The organism is Duganella sp. Leaf61 (assembly GCF_001421905.1).
GTDB lineage: Bacteria > Pseudomonadota > Gammaproteobacteria > Burkholderiales > Burkholderiaceae_D > Rugamonas > Rugamonas zoogloeoides.
In genome coordinates, this window is the sequence record NZ_LMLM01000012.1 from 576,027 (window position 1) to 599,286 (window position 23,260).

The window sequence follows — 23,260 nt, forward strand, 5'->3', positions numbered from 1 at the left end:
CCTGCCCGCCTCCATTCATGCAACAAACAATCAATATTTCAGTCGTCATTGCGACCTACAATCGCCCGGATGCACTGCGCGCAGTCATCGAGGCATTCTTTCTCCAGGACGAGAAAAATTTCGAGCTCATTGTCGCCGATGACGGCTCGACCGACAACACGCGTGCCTGCGTGGCGGAGCTGCAAGCGCGCTCACCGGTACCGCTGCGGCACATCTGGCAAGAGGATGTCGGCTTCCGCCTGGCGCGGGTGCGCAACCTCGGTATCGCGGCAGCCAAAGGTGACTATCTGATCTTCCTCGACGGCGACTGCATCCCGCAAAGCAGCTTTATCAGCCAGCATCGGCGCTTGGCCGAGCCAGGCTGCATGGTAACCGGCAGTCGCATTTTGCTCAGCGAAGCGCTGACTGCGCAGGTGCTGGCGGGCGCGATTCACCCGCTGCAACTGTCGCCGTGGGGCCAATTGAAGCTGCGTTTGAATGGCGGGATGAACAAATTGTTACAACTTTGGTGGCATTTTCCAGACATCAAGCGCACATCGGACCGCTTTACCTGGCGCCGCATCAAGGGCTGCAATATGGCGGCGTGGCGCAGCGACATCGAACGCATCAACGGTTTCGACGAAAGCTTTACCGGCTGGGGCCACGAGGATGCCGATATCGTGCTGCGCCTGTTTAACGCCGGCATCCTGCGCAAGGATGGCGCGTTTGCCACCGAAGTGCTGCACCTGTGGCACCGCGAAGCCGTGCGCGACCAGGCCAGCAGCAACAAGGCGCGAGTGGAAGCACGCATGCTCGATAAAACCGTGCGCGCCACGGTGGGGCTGGCGCAATGAACGGAACCCTCAGATTGAGCATCGTGGTGCCTGCCTACAATGTGCAGGACTTTATCGTTGAAACGCTCGATTGCATCCTGCCGCAAATGCGCGACGGCCACGAACTGGTGCTGATCGACGACGGCTCCACCGACGCCACCGTCGAGCGCGCGCGCGGTGTGTTTGCCGCGTGGCCGCAATGCGCGGCGCGTATCGTGCAGCAGACCAATGCCGGCGTGGCCGACGCCCGCAACAACGGCGTGGCGCAGGCGCGTGGCGACTACATCCTGTTCGTCGATAGCGACGACCTGTTGCAGCCAGGCGCGCTGGACGGCATCGACGCTGCCATCGCCCAGTATGCGCCGGACGTGATCGCCACCGATTTCTGCATCTGGTACCCGGGCCGTACCGCCAAGCCGCTCGAATACCACCATTTGGGCTATCCCCCCAACGTGGTGGTGGAAGGCCCCGAAGCGATCCTGTCCACGTATTTCGCCGACCGCCACATGTATGTGTGGTGCAAGATCATCCGGCGCGACATCTACCTGCAACTGGGGCTGCCGCTGTTCCCGTCGGGCCGGCTGTTCGAGGACATGGCCATCGTGCCGCGTCTGCTGGCCGCCTGCCGCACGCTGGTATACGTGCCGCTGGTGCTGCTGCATTACCGCCAGCACCCGGTCAGCATCACGCGCGTGATCACGCCGCAGTGGTGTACCGATTTCGTGCTGGCGCTGGCCTCGGCCAGGCCATACCTGGAAAGTGCCGGCGCAACCGACAGCGCGGCCATGCGCGCCGAGTTCGATGGCGCCGCGACCCTGTTCTACCTGTGTGCCATCAAGACCTCGTTCCAGTTGCCGGCCTCGGCCAAGCCGGACCAGGTGCGCGCCGACGTGCGCAAGATTTACCTCGGCAGCCTGTTCGGCACAGTGGAAAAAACGCTGCACAACCTGGAAGCTGGCCAACTGGCGTCGGTCACGCTGCGCAACGGCCGCCGCTGCGCGCGCCAGGTGCGCCAGGCGCTGGCCGACAGCACCGTGTTCAAGTGGCGCCAGACCATCAACCGCGCCTACAAAACCTGGCAAATGGCCAGGCAACAACGCCTTAGCAAAACCAACTGACCATGTCCGCCCCGTTTTCCATCAGCATCATCGTCCCCGCCTACAACGCTGCCGGTTTCATCGACGAATGCCTGGCCCACATCGTGCCGCAAATGGGGCCGGCCCATGAACTGATCGTGATCGACGACGGTTCGCGCGACGACACTGCCGCCCGCGTGCAGGCGCACGCCGCCGCTGCGCCGCAATGCGCGCTGCGGCTGATCCGGCAAGCCAACCAGGGCCTGGCACAAGTGCGCAACGTGGGCCTGCAGGAGGCGCGCGGCGACTACATCCTGTTCATCGACAGCGACGACCTGCTGCAACCCGGCATCCTGGCCCGGCTCGACGCGATAATCGCCAGCCATCATCCCGACGCGATCGCACTGGACTTTGCCATGTGGCACCCCGACCGGCCCGACAAGAACCGCGCCGTGCGCATGGGCTACACGCCCGACACGCTGATCACCGACGCCGACACTATCTTGGGCGTGTTCTTTGCCGACCGCCACCTGTACGCGTGGGCGCGCGTGATCCGGCGTGACATTTATGCGAGCTTCGAGCAGCCGCTGTATCCCACCAAGCGCCTGTTCGAGGACGTGGCCGTCACGCCGCGCCTGCTGGCGCGCTGCCGCTCGCTGTATTACCTGCCGCAGCAGTTGCTGGCCTATCGCCAGCACCCGGTCAGCATCACCAAGTCGGTCAGCGCCGACTATTGCCGCGATTTTACGGCCGCACTGGGTCTGACCAAGCCGGCGCTGGAACAGGCTACCGTCAGTGCCGGCGTGCGCGATCACTTCGATGCCGTGGTCAGCTATTTCTATATCGGTGCGGTGAAGAACTCCTACCAGTTGCCAGCGGCGACCGGGCGCGTGGTGCGGCGCGAGTTGAAAGAGATTTACCGGGCCACGCTGTTCGGTACGCCTGAAAACGTGCTGGACAAGATGGAACAAGGCAGCCTGCGCTCGACCAGCCGCCGCGACGACCTGCGCGCCGCGCGCCAGGTCCGGCAGGCATTGGCCAACAGCCTGGTGTTCCGCTTCAAGCAGACGCTGAGCCGCAAGGTCAAACTGTGGCAGCGCCAGGCGCGGGTACGGGCCCTGGGGAAAGCATAATTTCCTTACTGCACCTGGACTTTAAGCGGACGCGCCGGGTAGGAAAAATCCGCTACCATGGGTTTTTGGCCCAAGGAGGTTACTCATGCGTGTAGATATTTATTACCGAGACGAAGCAGAAGGCAAACACACCTACCTGGCTGTACCGGAAGGAAAAACCATTCCGGAAGAAGCGACCAGCACCGACTGGCATGTGGAAGCCGAGAAGGTCGAGGTCGATGACGACAACGGCGACCTGTCCCGTTACCATATCGCCGATCCGCTCGCGCAGATCGGCTCGAAAGGTTACGCCATTACCAGCGTGACCGCGCAACTGTAAGTTCTCGCCTACCTGCCACGCGGCCAGTTACCGCCGAACCGAAGCTCAGCGTACTGTCGTACGCCGGTGCTCCCCAAGGCGGTATCGGGCCGCTCGCTGCCGTGTTGCGAGGTGCCTGGTCAATACTCGATCAGCACGTCCTGCGCGCCCAACTGCTGGCGCAGCGCCTGCTGCAAGTCGTCCGACGGCGCCACGCGCCACCCTTCCCCCAGTTGCACCGTGCACGCCACGCCCTGTGGCATGATGCGTGCCGACACCGGCAAGCCATCGGCATGGCGGTGCGGCGCCAGGACTTCCGCCATCTTGCGCACATCGAGCGTGGCAGGCAGCGCCATTGCCAGCTGCTTGCCGTGCTTGACGCGGGCGCTGACGATATCGAACACTTTTTCCGCCGAGATGCGCAAGCCGCCCGAGAAGCGGTCTTCCGAGACCTTGCCGATCACGGCCAGGAACTCGTCTTCCTTGATCATGTGCTTGCACTCTTCGAACACCTCGGCGTACACCGTCACTTCCACCACCGCGCTCTTGTCGTCCAGCGTGACGATCAGGAGTTTACCGCGCTGTGTCATCTGCGGGCGGATGCCGGTGATCACGCCGCACAGGATGCGCGGATCGCGCGACGGTTCCAGGTCGGCCAGCTTGGTGCGCGAAAAGCGGCGCGCTTCGGGTGCGAACGAATCGAACATGTGGCCGGACAGGTAAAAGCCCAGCGCCATCTTTTCCTCGGCCAGGCGCTGGCGGTCGGTAAAGATATCGGCCTTGACGTAGTCCGGTGGCGGTTCCAGGTCGCTGTCGTCGCCGCCGAACAGGCTGACCTGGTTGGCCGATTTCAGTTGCTGGTCGGCGTACTCCATGGCGAAGCTGACCGATGCCAGCAAGATCGCGCGATCGACGTTCAGGCAATCGAACGCGCCGGCGCGGATCAACGATTCGATGGTGCGGCGGTTGATCTGTTTTTTATCGACACGCTTGCAGAAGTCGAACAGGCTGACAAACGGACCATCGGCCTTGCGCGCGGCGATAATCGCCTCGATGGCGTTCTGGCCCGCACCCTTGCAGGCGCCGAGGCCGTAGCGGATCTGCGTGACTTTTTTACCGGTAACCGACGGCGCCGGGCCGTCCGGCACGAAGCGGTAGTCGGACTTGTTGATATCGGGCGGCAGGATAGTCAAACCGCAGATATCGATCGCGTCTTCGACCAGGATTTTTACCTTTTCCGTGTCTTCCATCGCCAGCGACATATTGGCTGCCATGAACGCGGCCGGATGGTGGGCCTTTAAATACGCGGTGTGGTACGACAGCAGTGCGTACGCGGCGGCGTGCGATTTATTGAAACCGTAGCCCGCGAACTTTTCCATCAAGTCGAAGATCTCGTCGGCCTTTTGCGCCGACAGGCCATCCTTGGCGGCGCCGGCGCGGAATATCTCGCGGTGCTCGGCCATCTCTTCGGCCTTCTTTTTACCCATCGCGCGGCGCAGCATGTCGGCGCCGCCCAGCGAGTAGCCGCCGACGATCTGCGCCATCTGCATCACCTGCTCCTGGTACACCATGATGCCGTAGGTTTCGGACAAAATGGACTCGGTACGCGGATCGGGATAGTCGAATTTTTCGCCGTGCTTGCGCTTGCAGAAGTCCGGGATCAGGTCCATCGGGCCCGGGCGGTACAAGGCCACGAGCGCGATAATGTCCTCGAAGCGGTCGGGCCGCGCATCTTTCAACATGCCCTGCATGCCGCGCGACTCGAGCTGGAATACCGCGACCGTCTTGGCCTTGGTGAGCAGCTCGTACGACGGCCGGTCGTTCAGCGGCAGCTTGGCCAGGTCGAAATCTTTTTCGACCGGGTCGAGCGCCTTGATGTAGCGGACCGCGCGGTCGAGAATGGTCAGCGTGGTCAGGCCCAAGAAGTCGAACTTGACCAGGCCCACGGCCTCCACGTCGTCCTTGTCGTACTGCGACACCACGCCGCCGTCGCCACCCTGGGTGTACAGCGGGCAGAAGTCGGTGAGCTTGCCCGGGGCGATCAGCACGCCACCGGCGTGCATGCCGATGTTACGGGTGATGCCCTCGACCTGCTGCGCCAGGTCCAGCAGTTGCGAGACTTCTTCCTCGTTCTGCTGGCGCTCCTTGAGCATCGGTTCTTCTTCGATGGCCTCGGCAATCGACACCGGCTTGCCCGGCTTGAACGGGATCAGTTTCGAGACGCCATCGCAGAAGTTGTAGCCGAAGTCCATCACGCGGCCCACGTCGCGGATCGCGCCCTTGGCCGCCATGGTACCGAACGTGGCGATCTGCGAGACCGCATCGCGCCCGTACAGGTCTTTCACGTGCTGGATCACCAGCTCGCGCTTTTCCTGGCAAAAGTCGATATCGAAGTCGGGCATCGAAACCCGTTCCGGGTTCAGGAAACGTTCGAACAGCAGGTTGTACTTGAGCGGGTCGAGGTCGGTAATTTTCAGTGCATACGCGACCAGCGAACCGGCGCCCGAACCCCGGCCCGGGCCGATCGGCACATCGTTGTTCTTGCCCCACTGGATGAACTCGGCCACGATCAGGAAGTAGCCGGGGAACTTCATGTTGATGATGGTCTTGTTCTCGAAGTCGAGCCGCTCCTCGTAGCGCGGCCGCTCTTTTTCGCGCCGCACCGGATCGGGATACAGCTGCTCGAGCCGCTCTTCCAGCCCCTTCTTGGTTTCGGCGATCAGGAACTCGTCGATGGTCATGCCGGGCGTGGGGAAGTTGGGCAGCTGCGGCTTGCCCAGCGTGAGCGTCAGGTTGCAGCGCTTGGCGATTTCCACCGAGTTGTGCAGCGCGGCCGGCAGGTCGTGGAACAGCTCGCGCATCTCCGCTTGCGTAAGGAAACGCATCTGCTCGTTGAACTTGCGCACGCGCTTGCCGTTGGCCAGCATTTCGCCCTCGGCAATACACACGCGCGCCTCGTGGGCGATGAACTCGTCCTTGGAAATGAACTGCACCGGGTGCGTGGCCACCACGGGCAAGCCCAGCTTGGAGGCCAGCGACACCGCGTGGCGCACCTGCGCTTCCTGGTTGGCCTGGCCGGCGCGCTGGATTTCGATATAAAAATGGCCGGGGAAAATCCTGGACCATTTTTGCGCGTTCTGCTCGGCCAGTTCCGGGTTGCCGTGTTCAATCGCCATGCCGACGTCGCCAAAATGGGCGCCGGACAGGGCGATCAGGCCATTGGCAGGCGAATCGCCGGGCAGCAATGCGTATTGCTGGTTGACCAGGTTGGCCAGCCACTCGGTGCGGATCTCGGCGCGGCCCTTGTACTGGTTGGTGAGCCAGGCTTGCGACAGCAGTTCGCACAGCTGCAGGTAGCCCATGCGGTTCTTGGCCAGCAGCATCAACCGTGACGGCTTGTCGCGGTTGTCGTCGTTGGTAATCCACACATCGACACCGACGACCGGCTTGATACCCTTGCCGCGCGCCGCCTTGTAGAACTTGACCATGCCGAACATATTGGACAGGTCGGTGACGGCGAGCGCCACCTGCTTGTCCTTGGCGGCGCTCTTGACCAGGTCGTCGATGCGCACCAGGCCATCGACGATCGAGTACTCGGAGTGGACCCGCAGGTGCACAAAAGCCGGCCCGGCAGGGACTACCGCGCCCTCGTCAGGAGCCACCACTTGTTCGTTTGCTACCATGTTCATACGCTACTCGATGCTGGTTCAGTAACCTGCTATTTTACCGCGCAACGCCCTGGCCCGGGCGGCGCCTGTGCTTGTCGTCCGGCATTTTGCGTATAATGTCGCCTTCCCTCTTTTTTGATCCTGAACCGATCGATAACCACCATGTCCGCTAATACTGCTTTACAAGCTGAAGCGCATGCTGGCGCTCCTGTCGCCGCTGCCGCTGTCGCTACCGATCTCGCTCCCCACGTCAATATCGCTGCCTATAAATTCATCACCTTCGACGATACCGAAGCGATGCGGCCGCAATACCAGGACATCTGCGCGCGCCTGGGCCTCAAGGGCACTATCCTGTTGACCCCGGAAGGCATCAATATGTTCCTCTCCGGCCCGCGCGCCAACATCGACGAGTTCCTGGCATGGGTGCGTAGCGATGCCCGCTTTGCCGACCTGGAAGTGAAAGAGAGTTTGTCTTCCGAGCAGTCGCACAAGCGCATGCTGGTCAAGATCAAAAAAGAAATCATCACCATGCGCATGCCGCTGATCAAGCCGGAAGAAGGCCGCGCGCCGTTCGTCGAGGCGCGTACGCTCAAGCGCTGGCTCGACAACGGCGTCGATGACCACGGCAAGCCGGTGGTGATGGTCGATACCCGCAACGATTTCGAAGTGGACGTGGGCACGTTCGACCACACGGTCGATTACCGCATCAAGAAATTCACCGAGTTCCCGGAACTGATCGCCGCCCACAAGGACGACTTCGAAGGCAAGACCGTGGTGACCTTCTGCACCGGCGGCATCCGCTGCGAAAAAGCCGCGATCCACATGCAGAATATCGGCTACGACAATGTGTACCAGCTCGAAGGCGGCATCCTGAAATACTTCGAGGAAGTGGGCGGCGCCCACTACACGGGCGACTGCTTCGTGTTCGACTACCGCACCGCGCTCAACCCGCAGCTGCAGCCGACCGAAACCGTGCAATGCTTCGTGTGCCGCGCCGTGGTCACCCCGCGCCAGCAACTGGCGCCGGAGTATGTATACGAAAAATCCTGCCCGGCCTGCTTCAAGGCCGAATAAGCGACAACGGTTCGGTCAGCTCTCGTTTTCGAGCATGCTGATGCGGACCAGGTCGGCGACATTGTCCACGCCCAGCTTGGCCATCAGGCGGGCTTTGTGGACTTCCACCGTGCGCACGCTGATACCGAGGGCCGGGCCGATTTCACGGTTGTGGCGGCCCAATACCACCAGGTCCATCACTTCGCGTTCACGCGGCGTCAGTTCGCCCAGCAGGCTGGCGTGACGGCTGCGGCGCTGCTGCTCGTGCTGTTCGCTGCGCGCGCGCGACAGCGCTTCGTCGATGGCGGCAATCAGCTTGGCGTCGTCGAACGGCTTTTCCAGGAAATCGACAGCGTCGGCCTTGAAGGCGGCGCGCGCGGTGCCCACGTCGCCGTGGCCGCTCATGATGATGAAGGGAATGCGGCAGCCCTGCCGCGCCAGTTCCTGCTGCAAGGCCAGTCCGTCCATGCCCGACATGCGGATGTCGAGCAGCAGGCAGCCGCGCCAGTTGGGCCGCCAGGTTTGCAGGAATGCTTCGCCGCTGGAAAACACGGCGGTACGGTAACCGCGCACGCCCAACAGCAACCCCAGTGCGTCGCGCACGGACGGGTCGTCATCGACTATATAGACGGTCAGGTTGTGGGCGCTTTGTTCGAAGGCGTCCGGATTATGCAGCGACATGATGCTCTGGCTCCTCGGCGCGTGCCAACGGCAGCGCCATTTTAAATATTCCCTTGTCTCCAACCTCGGCCCACAGTGCACCGCCGTGGGCCTCCATGATGGCCCGGCTCAGCACCAGGCCCAGTCCCAGTCCGCTGGCCTTGGACGAGACGAACGGCTCGAACAGGCGCGCGGCCAATGCCTGCGACACGCCCTTGCCGCTGTCCTCGATCATCAAGTGCAGGCAGGCGCGCCGTTCCGATGCCTGGCGGCCCCTGGCGCCGCGCCCACCCTTGCCGGCCGCGTCCACCCGCCAGCCCGACACCGTGATGCGGCGCGCACCGGCCGGCTGTTCCTGCACCGCTTCCAGTGCATTGGCCAGCAGGTTGCGCAGCACCAGCTCGACCTGCAGCCGGTCCACCTGCACCTGCAAGGCCGGTACCGCCTCGATATTGAGCACCACCTCGCGCTCGCGCAACTGCGCCATGAACTGCTGGCTCACGCCCGCCACCAGGTGGCGCGCATCGACCGCCTCGAGCTTCATGGCGCCGGTGCGGAAAAAATCGCGCAGGCGCCGCACCACTTCGGCAGCACGGCTCGACTCGGCGATCATGCGCTGCACCACGCTCTTGAGCATGGCGCCGCTCTCGCCCCGTTCGAGCAGGAATTCGCAGGCCTTGCCGTAAGTCCCCAGCGCGGTCAGCGGCTGGTTCAGCTCGTGCGCCAGGGCGGCCGCCATTTCGCCGGCCGCCGCCAGCCGCAGCGACTGCTTCAAGTCGCTCGACACCTGGCGCAATTCATCGACCACGATGCCGATGGAAAAGCCCACCAGCGCCAGCACCGCGTCGAGCATTTGCAGTTCGTGCACGGCGATATCGCCGGCGTGGTTGAGCTTGACCAGCGCACCGATACCCGCCTGCAAGACGAACACCATCAGTGCCGTACCATACAGGCCCTGGCGCGACGCTGCCCACACGACCGGCAGGAACAGGAAATAGAAATCCTTGAATTCCGACGTCGCGATGCTGCCGAACACCAGGTACAGCACGCCGATCGCCAGCGCCAGGTAGCCCAATGTTTCCAGGTTCCACACCGTATCACGCAAGCGCTGACGGGTCGGTGCGCTGGCCAGCATCCAGATCAGCGGCATCGACACCACCACCCCCACCATGTCGCCGATGCCAAAGCGCAGCACTGCCGTGCTCCAGTTGCCGGCCGGGATCAGGCCGGTGGCGGACAGCAGGCTGATATACACGAGGTCGTTGAGCAGAGAGCCCACGGCCACGATCGCCACCCACTGGAACAGGCGCCCCCGGCTGTCGAACAGGCCGTCGCTGCCGAAGGTACGGCGCAGCGCTTCGCCCATCAGTCCGTAGCCTACTGTGAGCCACACCGACAGCAGCACCGTGAGCAGCAAGCCGGCCGGCATGCCGCGCACCAGGATTTCGCCGAGCGTCAACGCGATAAACCAGGGCAGCGCCGCGCGCCAGCCATGGCGCAGCCAGAACACCAGTCCCAGCGACGGATCGGGATTCCAGGGCGTAATGTTGAGACCGTACAAGGGGTCGATATAGGTGGCCCAGTCGAACAGCAAGTACAGCGCAATAAAGGCTGGAAACTGCAAGGAGCGAAGGGAAAACGCGGACCGCGACCAGGACATAGTGTAAAGATTTGTATCGTATTGTAGCATTATGCCTCGCCGCCCACCAACGCGCAGCGCTTTTTACAACTAAGGGTTACCCTTAGCAACACCTGTTTCTGCCCCTCACACCGTCCCGCGCAGTCTCCATCGACATACGGGAACCCCCTTACGCTGGCGCCCCAATTGTCAGCCCCGGGGTGCAGGCCTACCATCGGTTCCTTGCGGTATGAACACCGCGCATACCACAAGGAAACATGATGTCGATCACATTGCACTCAGGCACGGTAGGCCTGACCGGGTTGCGCCGCTTGCGCGAGACCATCAAACTGTCCGCGCGCGCGCTGCTGCACCGCGAAGCGGTCGAGGGCTGGTTGCAATTGCTGAACTCGGCGCCATTGTTTTCCGACCTGGTCGCGGACCATCCGCGCATGGTCTACAAGGTGTTCCGCCCCTACTTCAGTAATACCATGGGTTACCATGCCCGCCTCACTCTGTTAAGAGAACACTACCGCTTCATCCTGCGCCAGGGCCTGGGTCCGCTGACGGCGCTGGCGTCGAAAGACAAGGTGGTGCTGGCCCGCGTGACCGGCAAGAACGGCCTGCCTTATCATATCCAATTGGCGGCGGTCGAGCCGATGGAGCGCGAAGGCGAACTGGTCCTGCAGTTGGTGCAGGAAGATGAAGTGATCTACAACTGCGCGTTCTCGTTCCACCAGGGTGAGCGCGGCATGGTGCTCGGCGTCGGCTGCATGCAAGGCCCGCGCGGCGACCACGGCCTGCAAGTGATCAAGGATGCCACCCGCGAACTGCACGGCCTGCGCCCCAAAAACATGATGATCAAGCTGCTGGGCCAGATCGGTGTCGTGCTCGGTTGCGTCGAACTGCGCCTGGTGGGCAATGCCAACCGCACCGTGTGCCGCTCTTTACGCCAGGGCAAGGTGCATGCCGACTACGACGCGCTGTGGCAGGAACTGGACGCCACCCCGCGCGCCGACGGCGACTACCGCCTGCCGTGCCTGCCACTGGCAGAGTTGGACCTGGCAGCGATCCCGTCGCGCAAGCGTTCGGAAGCGCGCAAGCGCCACGAGACCTTGACGGGCCTGGCCGACGACATCACCGCCAGCCTGCGCGCTTCGCGCCAGCCTATCGCCGGCAGCAAGGGCAGCGCGCCTGCCGCTGTCGTCCATGAACACGAGGGTTACGCGCTGGCGTAACCGTTCACCCCGCTGCTTGCATCCGATGCATCAGCGGAAATACGCCGCCACTTCGCGCAAGGCGTCGGCATCGAGTACGCCAGCCGCCGCCCGTAATTTGAGCATCGCCAGCAAATAGCTGTACCGCGCCTGCGCCTGGTCGCGCCGGCTCGTGTACAGCTGCTGCTGGGCGTTGAGCAGGTCGAGGTTGATGCGTACGCCGCCCTTGATGCTTTGCTCGGTAGCCGTCACCAGCATGGCGCCCGACGCCACTGCCTTGTCCAGCGCGCGCAGCCGCGCCACGCTGGAAACCACCACTGCGTGTTGCTTGCGCAATTCCACCAATACCTTGTCGGTCGTCGCCTGCTGGTCGGCCTTGGCCTTTTCGGTGGCGGCCACCGCCTGGCGCGTGCCCGCACTTACCGCGCCGCCTGAATACAGCGGCACATTGATCTGGAAGCCGATCGACTTCTGTTTCGAATCCTGGTTCAGGGTGTTGAGCGTGTCCGAATTGTTCTTGGCGTAGCTGGCCACCAGGTCCACCCGTGGCGTGTGGCCGGCGCGGGCCTTGTTGATTTCCTCGCGCGACGACGCCACCGCGAACTGCATGGCGATGATGTCGGGATTCTGGCGCAGCGCGATGTCGCGCCACTCGTCGAAGCGGATCGCCGCATCGGGCGCCAGGCGGAATTCGGCCGCCACGTCATCGACCGCCTTCACTTCCTGGCCGACGATGGCCGACAGCGCGGCCAGCGTGGTTTGCACATTGTCTTTAGCTTCGAGCACCTGCGCTTCGGCCAGGTCGAGCCGGGCCTCGGTTTCCAGCATGTCGGTCCTGGTGCCCTCGCCTTTTTCGAACAGGCGGTTGTTGACCGCGCGCTGCTCGAGATAGACGTCGCGCTGCACTTCGGCCAGGCGCAGCTGGGTGTTGGCAAACAGCGCCTCGGTATAGGAACCGGCCAGGCGCAGGATCAGCTCCTGCTTGCGCGACGCAAACACCGCCGTGGCGTAGTCGGTCTGCCACAGCCCCTGGTGGTAGCGCGCGATCGCTTCCAGGCTGAACACGGGCTGGCGTACTTGCACCACCGCCGACTTGCTGCGGTACTCGAGTTCGCGCGACGGCGTTTCGATGCCGTTGGTGATGTACACCACGTCGGCCTCCACCCGGCTGTTGGAATAGCTGGCCGACACGCTGGGCAGCAAGGCCGAGCGGCCCAGCACTTCGCTTTCGATGCCCGATGCATACTCGTGGGTGGCGGCGCGGTAGGTCGGGTCGTTTTGCAGCGCCGACTGGTACGCCTGCATCAGGCTGATGGCGTGGGCGCTGCCTGCGTGCAGCAAGGTCAAAATGAAAATCGTTGGAGCGACAGGCTTCACTCAGTCCTCCGACAGCGAGGTTTTGGCGCGGTCGATCACCGGTTTCAACAGGTAATTCATCATGGTGCGCTCGCCCGTTTTCACAAAAATCTCCACCGGCATGCCGGGCCGCACATCCATGCGGTGCTGGGCGATCATGCGGGTGCCGGCCGGCGTCACTTTTACCCGCACCTTGTAGGTGGCCGCGCCGGTGCGCTCATCGACCGCGCGGTCGGCTGCCACGTGTTCCACCACGCCGTCGATATGCGGCGTGCGGTTCGAGTTGAAGGCCGAGAAAATCAGCTCCACCGGCAGCTTGGTATGCACGCGGTCGATCAGGTTGACCGGCAGCAGTCCTTCCACCACCAGGCCGTCGTCGGCCGGCACGATGTCGAGCAGGCGCGCGCCGGGGGCCACCACGCCGCCCCTGGTAAACACGTTCAGACCCACCACGATGCCGCCCACCGGTGCGCGGATTTCGGCGTTGGCCAGGTCGTAGTCGAGCGAGAGCATGCGGCCTGCGAGGGCGTCCGCTTCTTTCTGGGCGTCGTACAGCGCCGAGCGCACTTCCTTCTGGTATTCCTGGGTGCGCTGCACGCGGCGCAGCGACAACTCCAGCACCTGGCGCTGGCCCCGGCTGATGTTGCCGATGTCTTCCGAAATGGCGCCGTTGACCTGGGCGTAGGTGCGCTCCACTTCCAGCAGGCGCGACCGGGCGATATAGCCCTCCTTGGCCAGGTCGCGCATGTTCTCGACCTGCTCCTTGAGGAACGCCAGTTGCTGCACCTTGGATTCGCGTGATTCTTCCAGGCCCCGGGTCTGGGCGCGCAGGCCGGCGATGTTTTCATCGACCGCCGCCAGCTCGTTCTTGAGCGCCGACTCGCGTGCGCTTTTCAGTTGCTGCTGCACTTCGAATACTTCGGCCGTGCGCGGGTCTGCCTTGTACGCTTGCAGCGACGCCGGGAACGCGATGGCCTTGCCGTCGCGCTCGGCCACCAGGCGCGCCTCGGCCGCGCGCGCGGCCAGGTACTGCACGCGCGCCACTTCCACCTGCGACTTCGGTGCGATGTCGCTCATCCGCACCAGCAATTGGCCGGCCTTGACGATATCGCCGTCCTGCACCAGGATCTCGTTGACGATGCCGCCGTTCTGGTGCTGGATGGTCTTGCGGTTGCCTTCCTTGGCCACCGTGCCCGGCATCGGCACGCCCTTTTCCAGCGGCGCCAGCGTGGCCCACAGGAAGAAGCCGCCCACGCCCAGCAGCACCACCAGCCAGCCCAGCTTGCCGTAGCCGCTGGCGTCCGTGTGCACGGTCAAGGGCGACACATCGTGGCTGACCACATCGGAGGCCAGCGCTTTCGAGTCCGAATTCAATAATTTCATGGTTGCTCCTGGGCGGACGCCGGCGCGGCTGGTACTGGCGGTTGCGGCTGCGCCGGGGCGCTTGGCTGCTGGGCCTGCGCATGCGCCTGCATCTGTTTCTGGTTTTTCTCTTGCAGCGCCTGCAGCACCTGCTTGGTCGGGCCGAACAGCTCGACCGCGCCGTCGCGCAGCAGCAGCAACTTGTTGGTAATGCCGATGGCGCTGGTACGGTGGGTGATCAGCACGATGGTCTTGCCGCGTGCGCGCAAGTCGTTCACGGCCGCCAGCAAGGCATGCTCGCCGGCATCGTCGAGGTTGGAATTCGGTTCATCGAGCACCAGCACGGCCGGGTCGCCATACATGGCGCGCGCCAGGCCCAGGCGCTGCTTCTGGCCGCCGGACAGGCCGGCGCCGCCATCACCGAGCGGGGTGTCGTAGCCTTGCGGCAGGCGCAGGATCATGTCGTGTACGCCGGCGCGCTGCGCCGCCAGCACCACCTTGTCGGCCGCCACCTCGCCGAAGCGGGCGATGTTCTCGCCCACCGTGCCGGCAAACAGTTCGATATCCTGCGGCAGGTAACCGAGGTGTGGGCCCAGCTCGGCCTTGTTCCATTGATAGATGTCGGCGCCGTCGAGGCGCACCTTGCCCAGCGCGGCTGGCCACACGCCCACCAGCAGGCGCGCCAGCGTGGTCTTGCCCGAGCCGCTGGGGCCGATCACGCCAACCACGTCGCCGGGCATCAGGCCGAACGACACACCACGCAGCAGGGTCACCTGGCCGCCGGGAGCGACGGCGCTCACGCCTTCCACCGTCAGCATGCCGGTAGGCTTGGGCAGCGGCATGCCCGCCTTGCGCGCCGGGTTACCGTCGAGCAGTTCGAGCAGCCGGCCGTACGAGCTGCGCGCGCCGGCATAGGTTTTCCATACCGCGATCACCTGCTGCACCGGCGCCAGCGCGCGGCCCAGCAGGATCGAGGCGGCAATCATCATGCCCGGCGTGATCTTGTTTTCCAGCACCAGCAAGGCGCCATAGCCCAGCACCAGCGATTGCAGCGCGATCTGCACGAACTTGGTGGCGGCCGCCACCAGTCCCGCCTTTTCGCTGGCCTCGCCCTGCAGGTGCAGGAATTTGCCGTGCAGCTTGAACCAGCGGCCCATCAGGTTGGGCAGCATGCCCATCGACTCGATCACTTCGGCATTGCGCAGGTTGTTGGTCGCCAGCGAGGCCGAGGCGATCGATAGGGTATTGGCTTCGGCCAGCGGCTTTTTCGACACGCGCTCATTGAGGAAGGCCAGCGCCACCAGGATCGCGGTGCCGCACAGCGCAAACACGCCCAGGCCCGGCTCGAAGATGAAAATCACGACCAGGTAGATCGGAAACCACGGCGCGTCGAAAAACGCGAACAGCGCGCTGCCGGTGAGGAACTGGCGGATATTGGTCAGATCGCTCAAGGCTTGCCCGGCGTTGCCGCCTGTGCGCCGCAGGTTCTGCTCAAAGGCCGCGGTGTACACCCGCTTGTTCAGTTCCATGTCGAAACGGGCGCCGACGCGCACCAGGATGAAGCTGCGCACCAGTTCGAGCACGCTGATCATCAGGTAGGCGCCCAGGATCATTACCGTGAGCATCAGCAAGGTGGTCTCGTTGCGGCTGGTCAGCACGCGATCATAGACTTGCAACATGTAGAGTGACGGCGCCAGCATCAGCAGGTTGGTGATGGCGCTGAACGCGCCCACCGTGAAAAAGGCGCGCTTGAGCGTGGAGAGGACGTCGGTGATTTCGTTACTGGGCGGAGAGAATTTGTTTTTCATTATGGGATAAGTTGTGACGAATCAACTCCACTGGATCGGCGGGGCCATTATCGCTCACAAAATTCCCTGAAAATTCACAATTTCCCACACGGGCCGCCATAGACACGCCCAGCCTCAATTTACTTGGAGCATCTGTTGGAAATTGGCACAATTTGATGCGCAACGGCCCCGCTTTCCTGGGAAAGACGGGGCCGCCAGTGGATACGGAAGCTTAACGGGTAGTCGTCGTACGCCAGGTGGCCACGCCGGAAACGGTCCGGGTCGGAGTCAAGGCGCCTTCGAAGAGGTAAGTTGCGCCGCCATTACCTCCCAGCGCGCCATTGACCTGCATTGCGCCCGGCTGCGCGGTACGGGTGACGCTGCCGAACTGGCCATCCTTGGCCAACTGGCCAGCGGCGGACAGCCGGTAGCTGGCGTCCTGGTCGCGTACATTGACGCTGGTGGCAAACGTGGCCTTGGCGAAATCGACCGTCAGGCGGCCGTCGGACAGGCTGGCGGCCGTGCGCTGGCCGGTGCCGGCGTCGCGCACGTAGGCTTCGCTGGCAGCCAGGGCGAAGCCGGCGCTGCCGCGCGCCGGCGTCACGTACGGCGTACCGTCTTCGCCACGGAACAGCACATAGACCTCGTTGGCGGCCAGGCGCCGGGTGCCGCTGGTCGCGACGGCCCCGGACAAATTCTCGAGGGTGGCGTTGGGCGCGCGGTCGATGACTTTTTCCCAGCGCCCCCAGCTGACCACTTGCGGCTGGGCGGCCAGGTCAGGTGGGCGCACATTGCCGGTGGCGCCGAACTGCGGCAACTTCGCTTGCAGGTCGCCGCTCTTGCGGGCGTCGAGGTCGGGGTTGACACCGGTGGCCACCATGGTGCCAGCCATGGCCGACGACTCAACCCGGGCGTTGGCCGGACCAGCGACCAGACCAGCGGTATTGGCAAGGTTAGCAAGATTGGCAGTGTTGAACGCAGGCGTGCCCAGGTTTCCCTGCGTAGCCGTAGTGCTCATTTCGCGGGCGAAACGCGCTTCGGTTTCGGGCCGCACGATCACCAGGCGCTGATCGGCCGTGCGGATATACAGGTAGCCGTCGCCACCGGTGCGCACGCGGTCACCGTCTTGGACCGTTGCGCCGACGCGGGCGGGATCGCCTTCCACCTCGGCCTGGCCGGCGACAAACACGATTTGTCCCGGCTCGGCGGCATGCGCCTGCGCTGCCAGCAGCGCCGCGATAATGAAGGTGAGTTGACGCGCCATGATGGAATTCCGGTGGATGATGCGAACGCCCGGATCTCGGACGTACGCCATGACGCGTATTTTACCGAAATTAATTTCTGACAAGACAGTCGTTACACTTTGTATCAATCCTTGTAACCAGCCGTGACCGTCGATTCGGCAATTCCAGGCGGGTACGTTATACTGCCCGACCATTGCGCCGATTCCGGGGCGGCCAGTATTTACCCATCGATGACACTGCCAGGCTTCCTCCACCATCCGCTGTCGAAAACCGTCCCGCAGGCGATCTGCGCGCTGGTTATGCTGGCCGTGACAGGCGGCGCTGCCCGCGCCCAGACTGCGGACCTGGTGCAGGACCTGTACCGCGACGCCCTGCGGTCGATCGCCGAAGGCCGCCGCGACGACGCCACCGATGCGCTCGAACGCGTGATCGCCCAGGAGCCGCTGCACGCAGGCGCCTGGCTCGATTTGGCGCTGGTGCGCTGCGACCTGGGCAACATGGCCGGGGCCGAGCGCCTGTTCCAGGCCATCGAGCAGCGTTTTGCGCCGCCACCGGAAATCCGCGAACTGATCGCCCAGGCCCGCGCCGGCGGCTGCGCCGGCTGGCAACCGCGGCCGTTGTACAGCATCTCGGTCGGACGCGGCCTGAGCCGCAACGTCAACCAGGGCGCCAACAGCGCAACGTACCAGCCGGTGGACGGCGGCGACGGCCTGGTGCTGCTGCCCGACTTTTTGCCCCGGCGCGACCAGTTCACGGCGTTGTCCGCCGACTATATCCGCGACCTCACGCCCAACGGCACCCAGGGCTTCGTGCAGTTCCAGGGCCGCCGCCACGACAGCCTGCACGACTACGACAGCTATTCGCTGTTCGCCGGCATCGACACGCCGTGGCGCATCAAGCGCTGGAAACTGCGCACCACCGCCACCGTCGGCTACGCCACGCTGGGCAGCCAGTTGTACCAGCGTCAGCTCCAGCTGCAAGCGCAGTTGATGCCGCCGCTACCGCTCCCCAAGACCTTGCAACTGTCGCTGCACACGGGCGTGACCCACGTCGATTACCAGACTCTCGACAATTTTCGCGGCACCACCGGCGAAGTGCGCGGCCAGCTGACCTGGCGCAGCGGCAACCAGTACGCCAGCGCCAGCTTCGGCCTGCTCGACGACAAGGCCGCCGAACAGCGTCCCGGCGGCAACCGCCACGGCAACAGCCTGTCGCTGCAATACCGGCAACTGCTTGGCGCCGGCACGGGCGAGCTTGGTTATACGCGCCAGACCTGGCGCAGCGCCAGCGCCTATGCGGAGGGCCTGATCGACGAGACCCGGCGCCAGCAAGCGCATATGTTGCGCGGCGCTTATACCTACCCGTTGAGCAAAAGCCACAACCTGGTGGTCGAGGCGCGGCGCATCCACAACCGCGAAAACATCTCGATCTTCCAGTACGACGATACCCAGTTGCAACTGAGTTGGCAGTGGCTGGGACCGTGATCAGCCCCTTCCCGGAGATTTAGTTACAGCGCGTAACAAGCTGTTACAACATATTAAGCTGGCAACTGGCTGCTATATAATCTTTCGATCATTATTGCAGGACTCCTATGGTCGTCGCCCCTCCACCACTGTTGCTGCCGCCTTGCGCCGGCGCCATGTTTTCATGAGCGTCATGCTGCGCGCGCTGTGGCACAGCCGTGGCTTCATCGGGGGCAGTGTCCAGCGCGACTTCCAGGCCCGCTACCGCAACACCATGCTCGGTGCCGCCTGGACCGTGCTCAACCCGCTGGCGATGATCGTGGTCTATACCGTGATTTTCTCGCAGGTGATGCAGAGCAAGCTGCCAGGCGAGGTCAGCCGCTTCGGCTACAGCATTTACCTGTGCGCCGGCATCCTGTCGTGGGGCCTGTTCGCCGAGATCGTCACGCGCGCGCAGAACATGTTCATCGACAACGCCAACCTGCTTAAAAAGGCCAACTTCCCACGCATCTGCCTGCCGGCCATCGTGGCCAGCAACGCGCTGGTCAACTTCGCGATTATTTTCGGCCTGTTCACCGTCTTCCTGCTGGTATCGGGCCAGTTCCCCGGCGCCGTGTTCGCACTGCTGCTGCCGCTGCTGGTGCTGGAAGTGGCGCTGGCGATCGGCCTGGGCCTGGTGCTGGGCGTGCTCAATGTGTTCTTCCGCGACGTCGGCCAGTTTTTCCAGATCTTCATCCAGTTCTGGTTCTGGTTGACACCGGTGGTGTACCCGGCCGCGATCTTGCCGCCCGCGCTGCGCGACTTGCTGGTGTTCAATCCCATGGCGGCAGTGACGGGGGGGTTCCAGGACGTGCTGCTGCACGACCGCGCGCCCGACTGGGCGGGCCTGCTGCCAGCCACGCTGTGCGCGCTGGTGCTGTGCGTGCTGGGCCTGCGGCTGTTCCGCAAGCGCGCCGGCGAAATGGTGGACGAGCTGTGATGGGAGCCATTACCGTTACCGGCCTGGGCAAGGCCTATAAACAATATCCGACGCGCTGGGCGCGCCTGGCCGAGTGGCTGCTGCCATGGCGCGGCCCGCGCCATCGTGCCCACTGGATCTTGCAGGCCATCGATTTTCATATTGCCGCCGGCGAAGCGGTGGCGCTGATCGGCATCAACGGCGCCGGCAAGAGCACACTGTTGAAACTGATCACCGGCACCACCCTGCCCACCGTGGGCAGCGTGGCCACGCATGGCCGGGTGGCGGCCTTGCTGGAACTGGGCCTGGGTTTCCACCCCGATTTTACCGGCCGCCAGAACGTGCTCATGGCCGGCCAGCTGATGGGCCTGGACGCCGACCGCATCACCACGCTGATGCCCGAGATCGAGGCGTTTGCAGGCATCGGCGACTACATTGACCAGCCGGTGCGCGTGTATTCGAGCGGCATGCAGATGCGCCTGGCGTTCAGCGTGGCCACCTGTGAGCGGCCCGATATCCTGATCGTCGACGAGGCGCTGGCGGTCGGCGACGTGTTCTTCCAGCAAAAATGTTTCGACCGCATCCGTGGCTTCACGGCGGCCGGCACGACGTTGCTATTCGTCTCGCACAGCATGGGCACGGTGATGAATATCTGCGACCGCGCGCTGTATATCCGACAGGGCCGGCTGGCCTTCGACGGCGCCCCGCGCACCGCCGCCGACCGCTACCAGGCCGAGCTGCTGGGCCATGCGCCGGTCGATGCCGCCGACGCGGCGGCCTCCGCACCGATACCGGTTGTAATTTCTGCCGACGCCCCGGCTGCGCCACCGGTCGATGCCGACCGTCTGCGCACGTCCGTCGCGCTCTCCGGCAGCGACGGCAGCATCGTCACCGCGCACGCCGATTGCGTGGGCGCCGCCTTTGTCGATGCCGACGGCGTTGCGCTGACCAATATTGGCGCTGACCAGCAGGTGCGCCTGCGCATCGATTACCTGGCCCACCGCGACCTTGACGATCCGCACGTGGGCTTCAAGATCCGCAACCGGCACGGCATCGTGCTATTTGAAACCAATACCTATTGCATGCACCAGACGCCGGGGCCGGTCAGCGCAGGCGGCGTGCTGTCGGCCAGTTTTGTCTTTGCCATGCGACTCGCACCGGAGGAGTACACGCTGACGGTTGGTTTGGGCAATGGCGGTTATGATGAAGGCAACTTCCGCGAGGTGCTCAATTACCTGCACGAGGTCAGCGCCTTTATGGTGCTGCCCGATGCTGCGGCGATCCGCTGGTCCGGCATGACCAACCTGGCGCCGCGGCTCGAATGCGCCACGCTGTAATGGAATCCAGAAAGAGTATCGTGACTTATTCCTCCCTTGAAGCGCAGCACCTGGTGCGCGCCCTGTATCGCGCCCTGCTGGGCCGCGAGGCCGACGCCACCGGCCTGGCCTACTGGACCGACACCCTGGTGGACGGCCGCCTCGACCTGGCCGCGCTTACCACCACGCTCGCCGCCAGCGATGAATACCGCGCCACGCTGGCCCACCAGCACACGCAAGCCGGCCTGCGCACACGCGTGGCCGCAGCCGCCACCACCGCGCTGGCCGATTCACCGCTGCGCATCGTGGACGTGGGCGCGCAAATCCTGGCCGACGAGCAGCATGTGTATGCGGCCCTGGCCGGCCACGGCCTGCCCTGCCACATCGTCGGCTTCGAACCGATCGCGGACAAGCTGACCGAACGGCGCCAGGCCGACGGCGCCACCGTGCGCATGTACCCGGACTTCATCGGCGACGGCAACAACCATACGTTCCACCTGAACGTGCCTGACGCCACGTCGTCGCTGCTGCCGTTCAATACCGGGCTCACCGAACAGCTGGTGCACCTGAGCCAGCTACGCACGGCGCGCACCGGGCAGGTCGCCACCAGCACCCTCGACGACGTGCTGGACGATAAAGCCACGGTGGACTTCCTCAAGCTCGACATCCAGGGCTTCGAATTGCCCGCGCTGCGTCATGCCGGCGCCGTGCTGGCCCGTACCAACGTGGTCCACTGCGAAGTCTCGTTTGCCGAGCTGTACGAAGGCCAGGGCCTGTTCTCGGAGATCGAACAACTGCTGCGCGGCCACGGCTTCGAATTCATCGACCTGGCGCACAGCTGCCGCTATGCCTACCACGGCCCGTTCGAAGGCAGCCGCGACCGCCTTGGCTGGGGCGACGCCGTGTTCTTCAGGCGCGCCGCCGGCCTGGCCGGGCGCGACTTGCTGGCCCAAGCGGCGATTGCGCTGCTGGTCTATGACAAGCCGTCGCTGGCGGCCGCGCTGGCCGGGCCGGCGCACGCCGCGCTGTTTGCGCCGGAGGCGGCATGACCCTCATTTCGTACGCGCAGAACGGCGAAGACGTGCTGTTGTGGCGCGCACTGGGCCGCATACAGAACGGCTTTTATATCGACGTCGGCGCCAACGACCCCGAGGAAAATTCGGTCACCCGGATTTTCTACGACGCCGGCTGGCGCGGCATCAACATCGAACCGATGCCGTCGTACCACGAAGTCTTCCTGCGCGAGCGCCCGCGCGACATCAACCTGGCGCTGGCCTGCGGCGCTGCCGACGGCAGCATCACGCTCTACGACACACCCACCGTCAACGGCTGGGCCTCCACCGATGCCGCCACCGCTGCCCTGCACCGCGCCGACGGCGTGTCCATCATCGAGCACCAGGTACCGCTGCGCACGTTGGCCGGCATCTGCGCCGAGCATGCGCCGGACGCCATCCATTTCCTCAAGATCGATGTCGAAGGCTTCGAGGCGGAAGTGTTGCGCGGCATGGACCTGCAGCGCTGGCGGCCGTGGGTGCTGGTGATCGAAGCCACGCTGCCCGGCAGTCCCGTCACCAACCACGAGCAGTGGGAAGCGCTGGTGACATCATGCGACTACCGGTACGCCTATTTCGATGGTCTCAACCGGTATTACGTGGCGGCCGAGCAGGCGCAACTGTTGCCCGCGCTGGCCGTCCAGCCCAATGTGTTCGACCATTACATCGTGCGCGATCTCGACCGCGCCCTGCACCGGGTGCAGGTGCTGGATGCCGAACTGGGGCGCATGACCGGGCTCGAGGCCGAACTGGTGCGCCTGCAGGGTGTCGCAGCCGAACTGGCCGAGGCGCGCGCGCGCCATGCAGAACTGGTGCAAGTGCACGACGGCCAAACCGCGTGGGCGCGCCAGCTCGAAGCGCAGTTGCAGGCGGCCCACGGCAGCTGGTCGTGGCGCCTGACCGCGCCGCTGCGCCTGCGCACGCCTGCGCGTGTGCGGCCGCAGGTGCGGCGCGCGCTGATGTGGCTGGCGCAGCGGCCGGCGCTGCGTGGCGCCGCGTTTTCCGTGCTGCGCCGCGTACCAGGGCTGGAAGCGCGCTTCCTGGCCTGGTATGCGCGGGTGCGCGGCAATCCCGACGCCGTGGTGCCGATGCTGGCCGACGTGCCGCCGGCGCTGGCGCACTTGCCGCAATCGGCCCGCCGCGTGCTGGCCGATCTCGAGCGTTCCGATTCCCTTTCCAGTCACTGA

Annotated in this window: 18 protein-coding genes; 11 read left to right on the top strand and 7 right to left on the bottom strand. The window is 64.3% G+C overall.

What is annotated here, in order from left to right; translation table 11 throughout:
- Positions 1-17: 17 nt before the first annotated feature.
- The 4 genes from ASF04_RS11480 to ASF04_RS11495 all read left to right on the top strand — a co-directional run bounded on the left by ASF04_RS11480 (position 18) and on the right by ASF04_RS11495 (position 3,340).
- Positions 18-833, top strand: coding sequence for a glycosyltransferase family 2 protein (locus ASF04_RS11480; RefSeq protein ID WP_056141344.1), 816 nt, complete (start codon positions 18-20; stop codon positions 831-833).
- Complete coding sequence (locus tag ASF04_RS11485) at positions 830-1,930, top strand: glycosyltransferase family 2 protein (RefSeq protein WP_082488703.1); 1,101 nt, start codon at positions 830-832, stop codon at positions 1,928-1,930. Before ASF04_RS11480 ends, ASF04_RS11485 begins: the two co-directional genes overlap by 4 nt.
- A gap of 2 nt (positions 1,931-1,932) precedes the next feature.
- Complete coding sequence (locus tag ASF04_RS11490; protein ID WP_056141349.1) at positions 1,933-3,021, top strand: glycosyltransferase family A protein; 1,089 nt, start codon at positions 1,933-1,935, stop codon at positions 3,019-3,021.
- An 85-nt stretch (positions 3,022-3,106) separates the two neighbouring features.
- Positions 3,107-3,340 carry a DUF6139 family protein gene (locus ASF04_RS11495; protein WP_056141351.1) on the top strand — a complete coding sequence of 78 codons (234 nt, stop codon included), beginning with the start codon at positions 3,107-3,109 and terminating at the stop codon, positions 3,338-3,340.
- A 119-nt stretch (positions 3,341-3,459) separates the two neighbouring features.
- Here the strand turns inward: ASF04_RS11495 and dnaE are convergent, their stop codons facing one another.
- Positions 3,460-7,008 carry a DNA polymerase III subunit alpha gene (dnaE, locus tag ASF04_RS11500; protein ID WP_056141353.1) on the bottom strand — a complete coding sequence of 1,183 codons (3,549 nt, stop codon included), beginning with the start codon at positions 7,006-7,008 and terminating at the stop codon, positions 3,460-3,462.
- Between the two features lie 141 nt (positions 7,009-7,149).
- Here dnaE and ASF04_RS11505 point away from each other — a divergent pair, with 141 nt between their 5' ends.
- On the top strand, positions 7,150-8,061 hold the full coding sequence (locus ASF04_RS11505) for a sulfurtransferase (protein WP_056141355.1): 912 nt from the start codon (positions 7,150-7,152) through the stop codon (positions 8,059-8,061).
- A gap of 15 nt (positions 8,062-8,076) precedes the next feature.
- Here the strand turns inward: ASF04_RS11505 and ASF04_RS11510 are convergent, their stop codons facing one another.
- Positions 8,077-8,721 (bottom strand): response regulator transcription factor, encoded by a 645-nt coding sequence (locus ASF04_RS11510; protein WP_056141357.1) that lies wholly within the window; start codon positions 8,719-8,721, stop codon positions 8,077-8,079.
- Complete coding sequence (locus tag ASF04_RS11515; protein ID WP_229205017.1) at positions 8,708-10,324, bottom strand: ATP-binding protein; 1,617 nt, start codon at positions 10,322-10,324, stop codon at positions 8,708-8,710. Before ASF04_RS11515 ends, ASF04_RS11510 begins: the two co-directional genes overlap by 14 nt.
- 275 nt (positions 10,325-10,599) lie before the next feature.
- Here ASF04_RS11515 and ASF04_RS11520 point away from each other — a divergent pair, with 275 nt between their 5' ends.
- Positions 10,600-11,556: a VirK/YbjX family protein gene (locus ASF04_RS11520; RefSeq protein WP_056141359.1), complete on the top strand. Its 957-nt coding sequence runs from the start codon at positions 10,600-10,602 to the stop codon at positions 11,554-11,556.
- A 30-nt stretch (positions 11,557-11,586) separates the two neighbouring features.
- On the opposite strand, the gene ASF04_RS11525 is transcribed toward ASF04_RS11520, so the two are convergent.
- The 4 genes from ASF04_RS11525 to ASF04_RS11540 all read right to left on the bottom strand — a co-directional run bounded on the left by ASF04_RS11525 (position 11,587) and on the right by ASF04_RS11540 (position 17,304).
- On the bottom strand, positions 11,587-12,912 hold the full coding sequence (locus tag ASF04_RS11525; protein WP_229205018.1) for a TolC family outer membrane protein: 1,326 nt from the start codon (positions 12,910-12,912) through the stop codon (positions 11,587-11,589).
- Positions 12,913-14,274: an HlyD family type I secretion periplasmic adaptor subunit gene (locus ASF04_RS11530; RefSeq protein WP_056141360.1), complete on the bottom strand. Its 1,362-nt coding sequence runs from the start codon at positions 14,272-14,274 to the stop codon at positions 12,913-12,915.
- Positions 14,271-16,061 (bottom strand): type I secretion system permease/ATPase, encoded by a 1,791-nt coding sequence (locus ASF04_RS11535; protein WP_056141362.1) that lies wholly within the window; start codon positions 16,059-16,061, stop codon positions 14,271-14,273. Before ASF04_RS11535 ends, ASF04_RS11530 begins: the two co-directional genes overlap by 4 nt.
- A gap of 211 nt (positions 16,062-16,272) precedes the next feature.
- The gene (locus ASF04_RS11540; protein ID WP_056141366.1) at positions 16,273-17,304 is read right to left on the bottom strand and encodes a hypothetical protein; all 1,032 of its coding nucleotides are present in this window, start codon (positions 17,302-17,304) and stop codon (positions 16,273-16,275) included.
- Positions 17,305-17,514: 210 nt separating this feature from the next.
- Here ASF04_RS11540 and ASF04_RS11545 point away from each other — a divergent pair, with 210 nt between their 5' ends.
- From ASF04_RS11545 to ASF04_RS11565, 5 genes are all read left to right on the top strand, one after another.
- A complete protein-coding gene (locus tag ASF04_RS11545) occupies positions 17,515-18,768 on the top strand; it encodes a tetratricopeptide repeat protein (protein WP_056141370.1) in 1,254 nt (417 codons plus the stop codon).
- Between the two features lie 163 nt (positions 18,769-18,931).
- Positions 18,932-19,726, top strand: a complete 795-nt coding sequence (locus tag ASF04_RS11550) for an ABC transporter permease (protein WP_056141373.1) — start codon at positions 18,932-18,934, stop codon at positions 19,724-19,726.
- A complete protein-coding gene (locus ASF04_RS11555; protein WP_056141375.1) occupies positions 19,726-21,042 on the top strand; it encodes an ABC transporter ATP-binding protein in 1,317 nt (438 codons plus the stop codon). Before ASF04_RS11550 ends, ASF04_RS11555 begins: the two co-directional genes overlap by 1 nt.
- Positions 21,042-22,070, top strand: a complete 1,029-nt coding sequence (locus ASF04_RS11560) for an FkbM family methyltransferase (protein ID WP_056141378.1) — start codon at positions 21,042-21,044, stop codon at positions 22,068-22,070. Before ASF04_RS11555 ends, ASF04_RS11560 begins: the two co-directional genes overlap by 1 nt.
- Positions 22,067-23,260: an FkbM family methyltransferase gene (locus tag ASF04_RS11565; RefSeq protein WP_056141380.1), complete on the top strand. Its 1,194-nt coding sequence runs from the start codon at positions 22,067-22,069 to the stop codon at positions 23,258-23,260. Before ASF04_RS11560 ends, ASF04_RS11565 begins: the two co-directional genes overlap by 4 nt.

Bases quoted from the DNA above. Each gene is read 5' to 3' on its own strand.
- ASF04_RS11505 (WP_056141355.1), top strand. From the start codon at position 7,150: ATGTCCGCTAATACTGCTTTACAAGCTGAAGCGCATGCTGGCGCTCCT.
- ASF04_RS11540 (WP_056141366.1), bottom strand. From the start codon at position 17,304: ATGGCGCGTCAACTCACCTTCATTATCGCGGCGCTGCTGGCAGCGCAG.
- ASF04_RS11560 (WP_056141378.1), top strand. From the start codon at position 21,042: ATGGAATCCAGAAAGAGTATCGTGACTTATTCCTCCCTTGAAGCGCAG.
- ASF04_RS11555 (WP_056141375.1), top strand. From the start codon at position 19,726: ATGGGAGCCATTACCGTTACCGGCCTGGGCAAGGCCTATAAACAATAT.
- dnaE (WP_056141353.1), bottom strand. From the start codon at position 7,008: ATGAACATGGTAGCAAACGAACAAGTGGTGGCTCCTGACGAGGGCGCG.
- ASF04_RS11530 (WP_056141360.1), bottom strand. From the start codon at position 14,274: ATGAAATTATTGAATTCGGACTCGAAAGCGCTGGCCTCCGATGTGGTC.
- ASF04_RS11565 (WP_056141380.1), top strand. From the start codon at position 22,067: ATGACCCTCATTTCGTACGCGCAGAACGGCGAAGACGTGCTGTTGTGG.
- ASF04_RS11545 (WP_056141370.1), top strand. From the start codon at position 17,515: ATGACACTGCCAGGCTTCCTCCACCATCCGCTGTCGAAAACCGTCCCG.
- ASF04_RS11550 (WP_056141373.1), top strand. From the start codon at position 18,932: ATGAGCGTCATGCTGCGCGCGCTGTGGCACAGCCGTGGCTTCATCGGG.
- ASF04_RS11490 (WP_056141349.1), top strand. From the start codon at position 1,933: ATGTCCGCCCCGTTTTCCATCAGCATCATCGTCCCCGCCTACAACGCT.
- ASF04_RS11485 (WP_082488703.1), top strand. From the start codon at position 830: ATGAACGGAACCCTCAGATTGAGCATCGTGGTGCCTGCCTACAATGTG.
- ASF04_RS11535 (WP_056141362.1), bottom strand. From the start codon at position 16,061: ATGAAAAACAAATTCTCTCCGCCCAGTAACGAAATCACCGACGTCCTC.
- ASF04_RS11520 (WP_056141359.1), top strand. From the start codon at position 10,600: ATGTCGATCACATTGCACTCAGGCACGGTAGGCCTGACCGGGTTGCGC.
- ASF04_RS11510 (WP_056141357.1), bottom strand. From the start codon at position 8,721: ATGTCGCTGCATAATCCGGACGCCTTCGAACAAAGCGCCCACAACCTG.
- ASF04_RS11495 (WP_056141351.1), top strand. From the start codon at position 3,107: ATGCGTGTAGATATTTATTACCGAGACGAAGCAGAAGGCAAACACACC.
- ASF04_RS11480 (WP_056141344.1), top strand. From the start codon at position 18: ATGCAACAAACAATCAATATTTCAGTCGTCATTGCGACCTACAATCGC.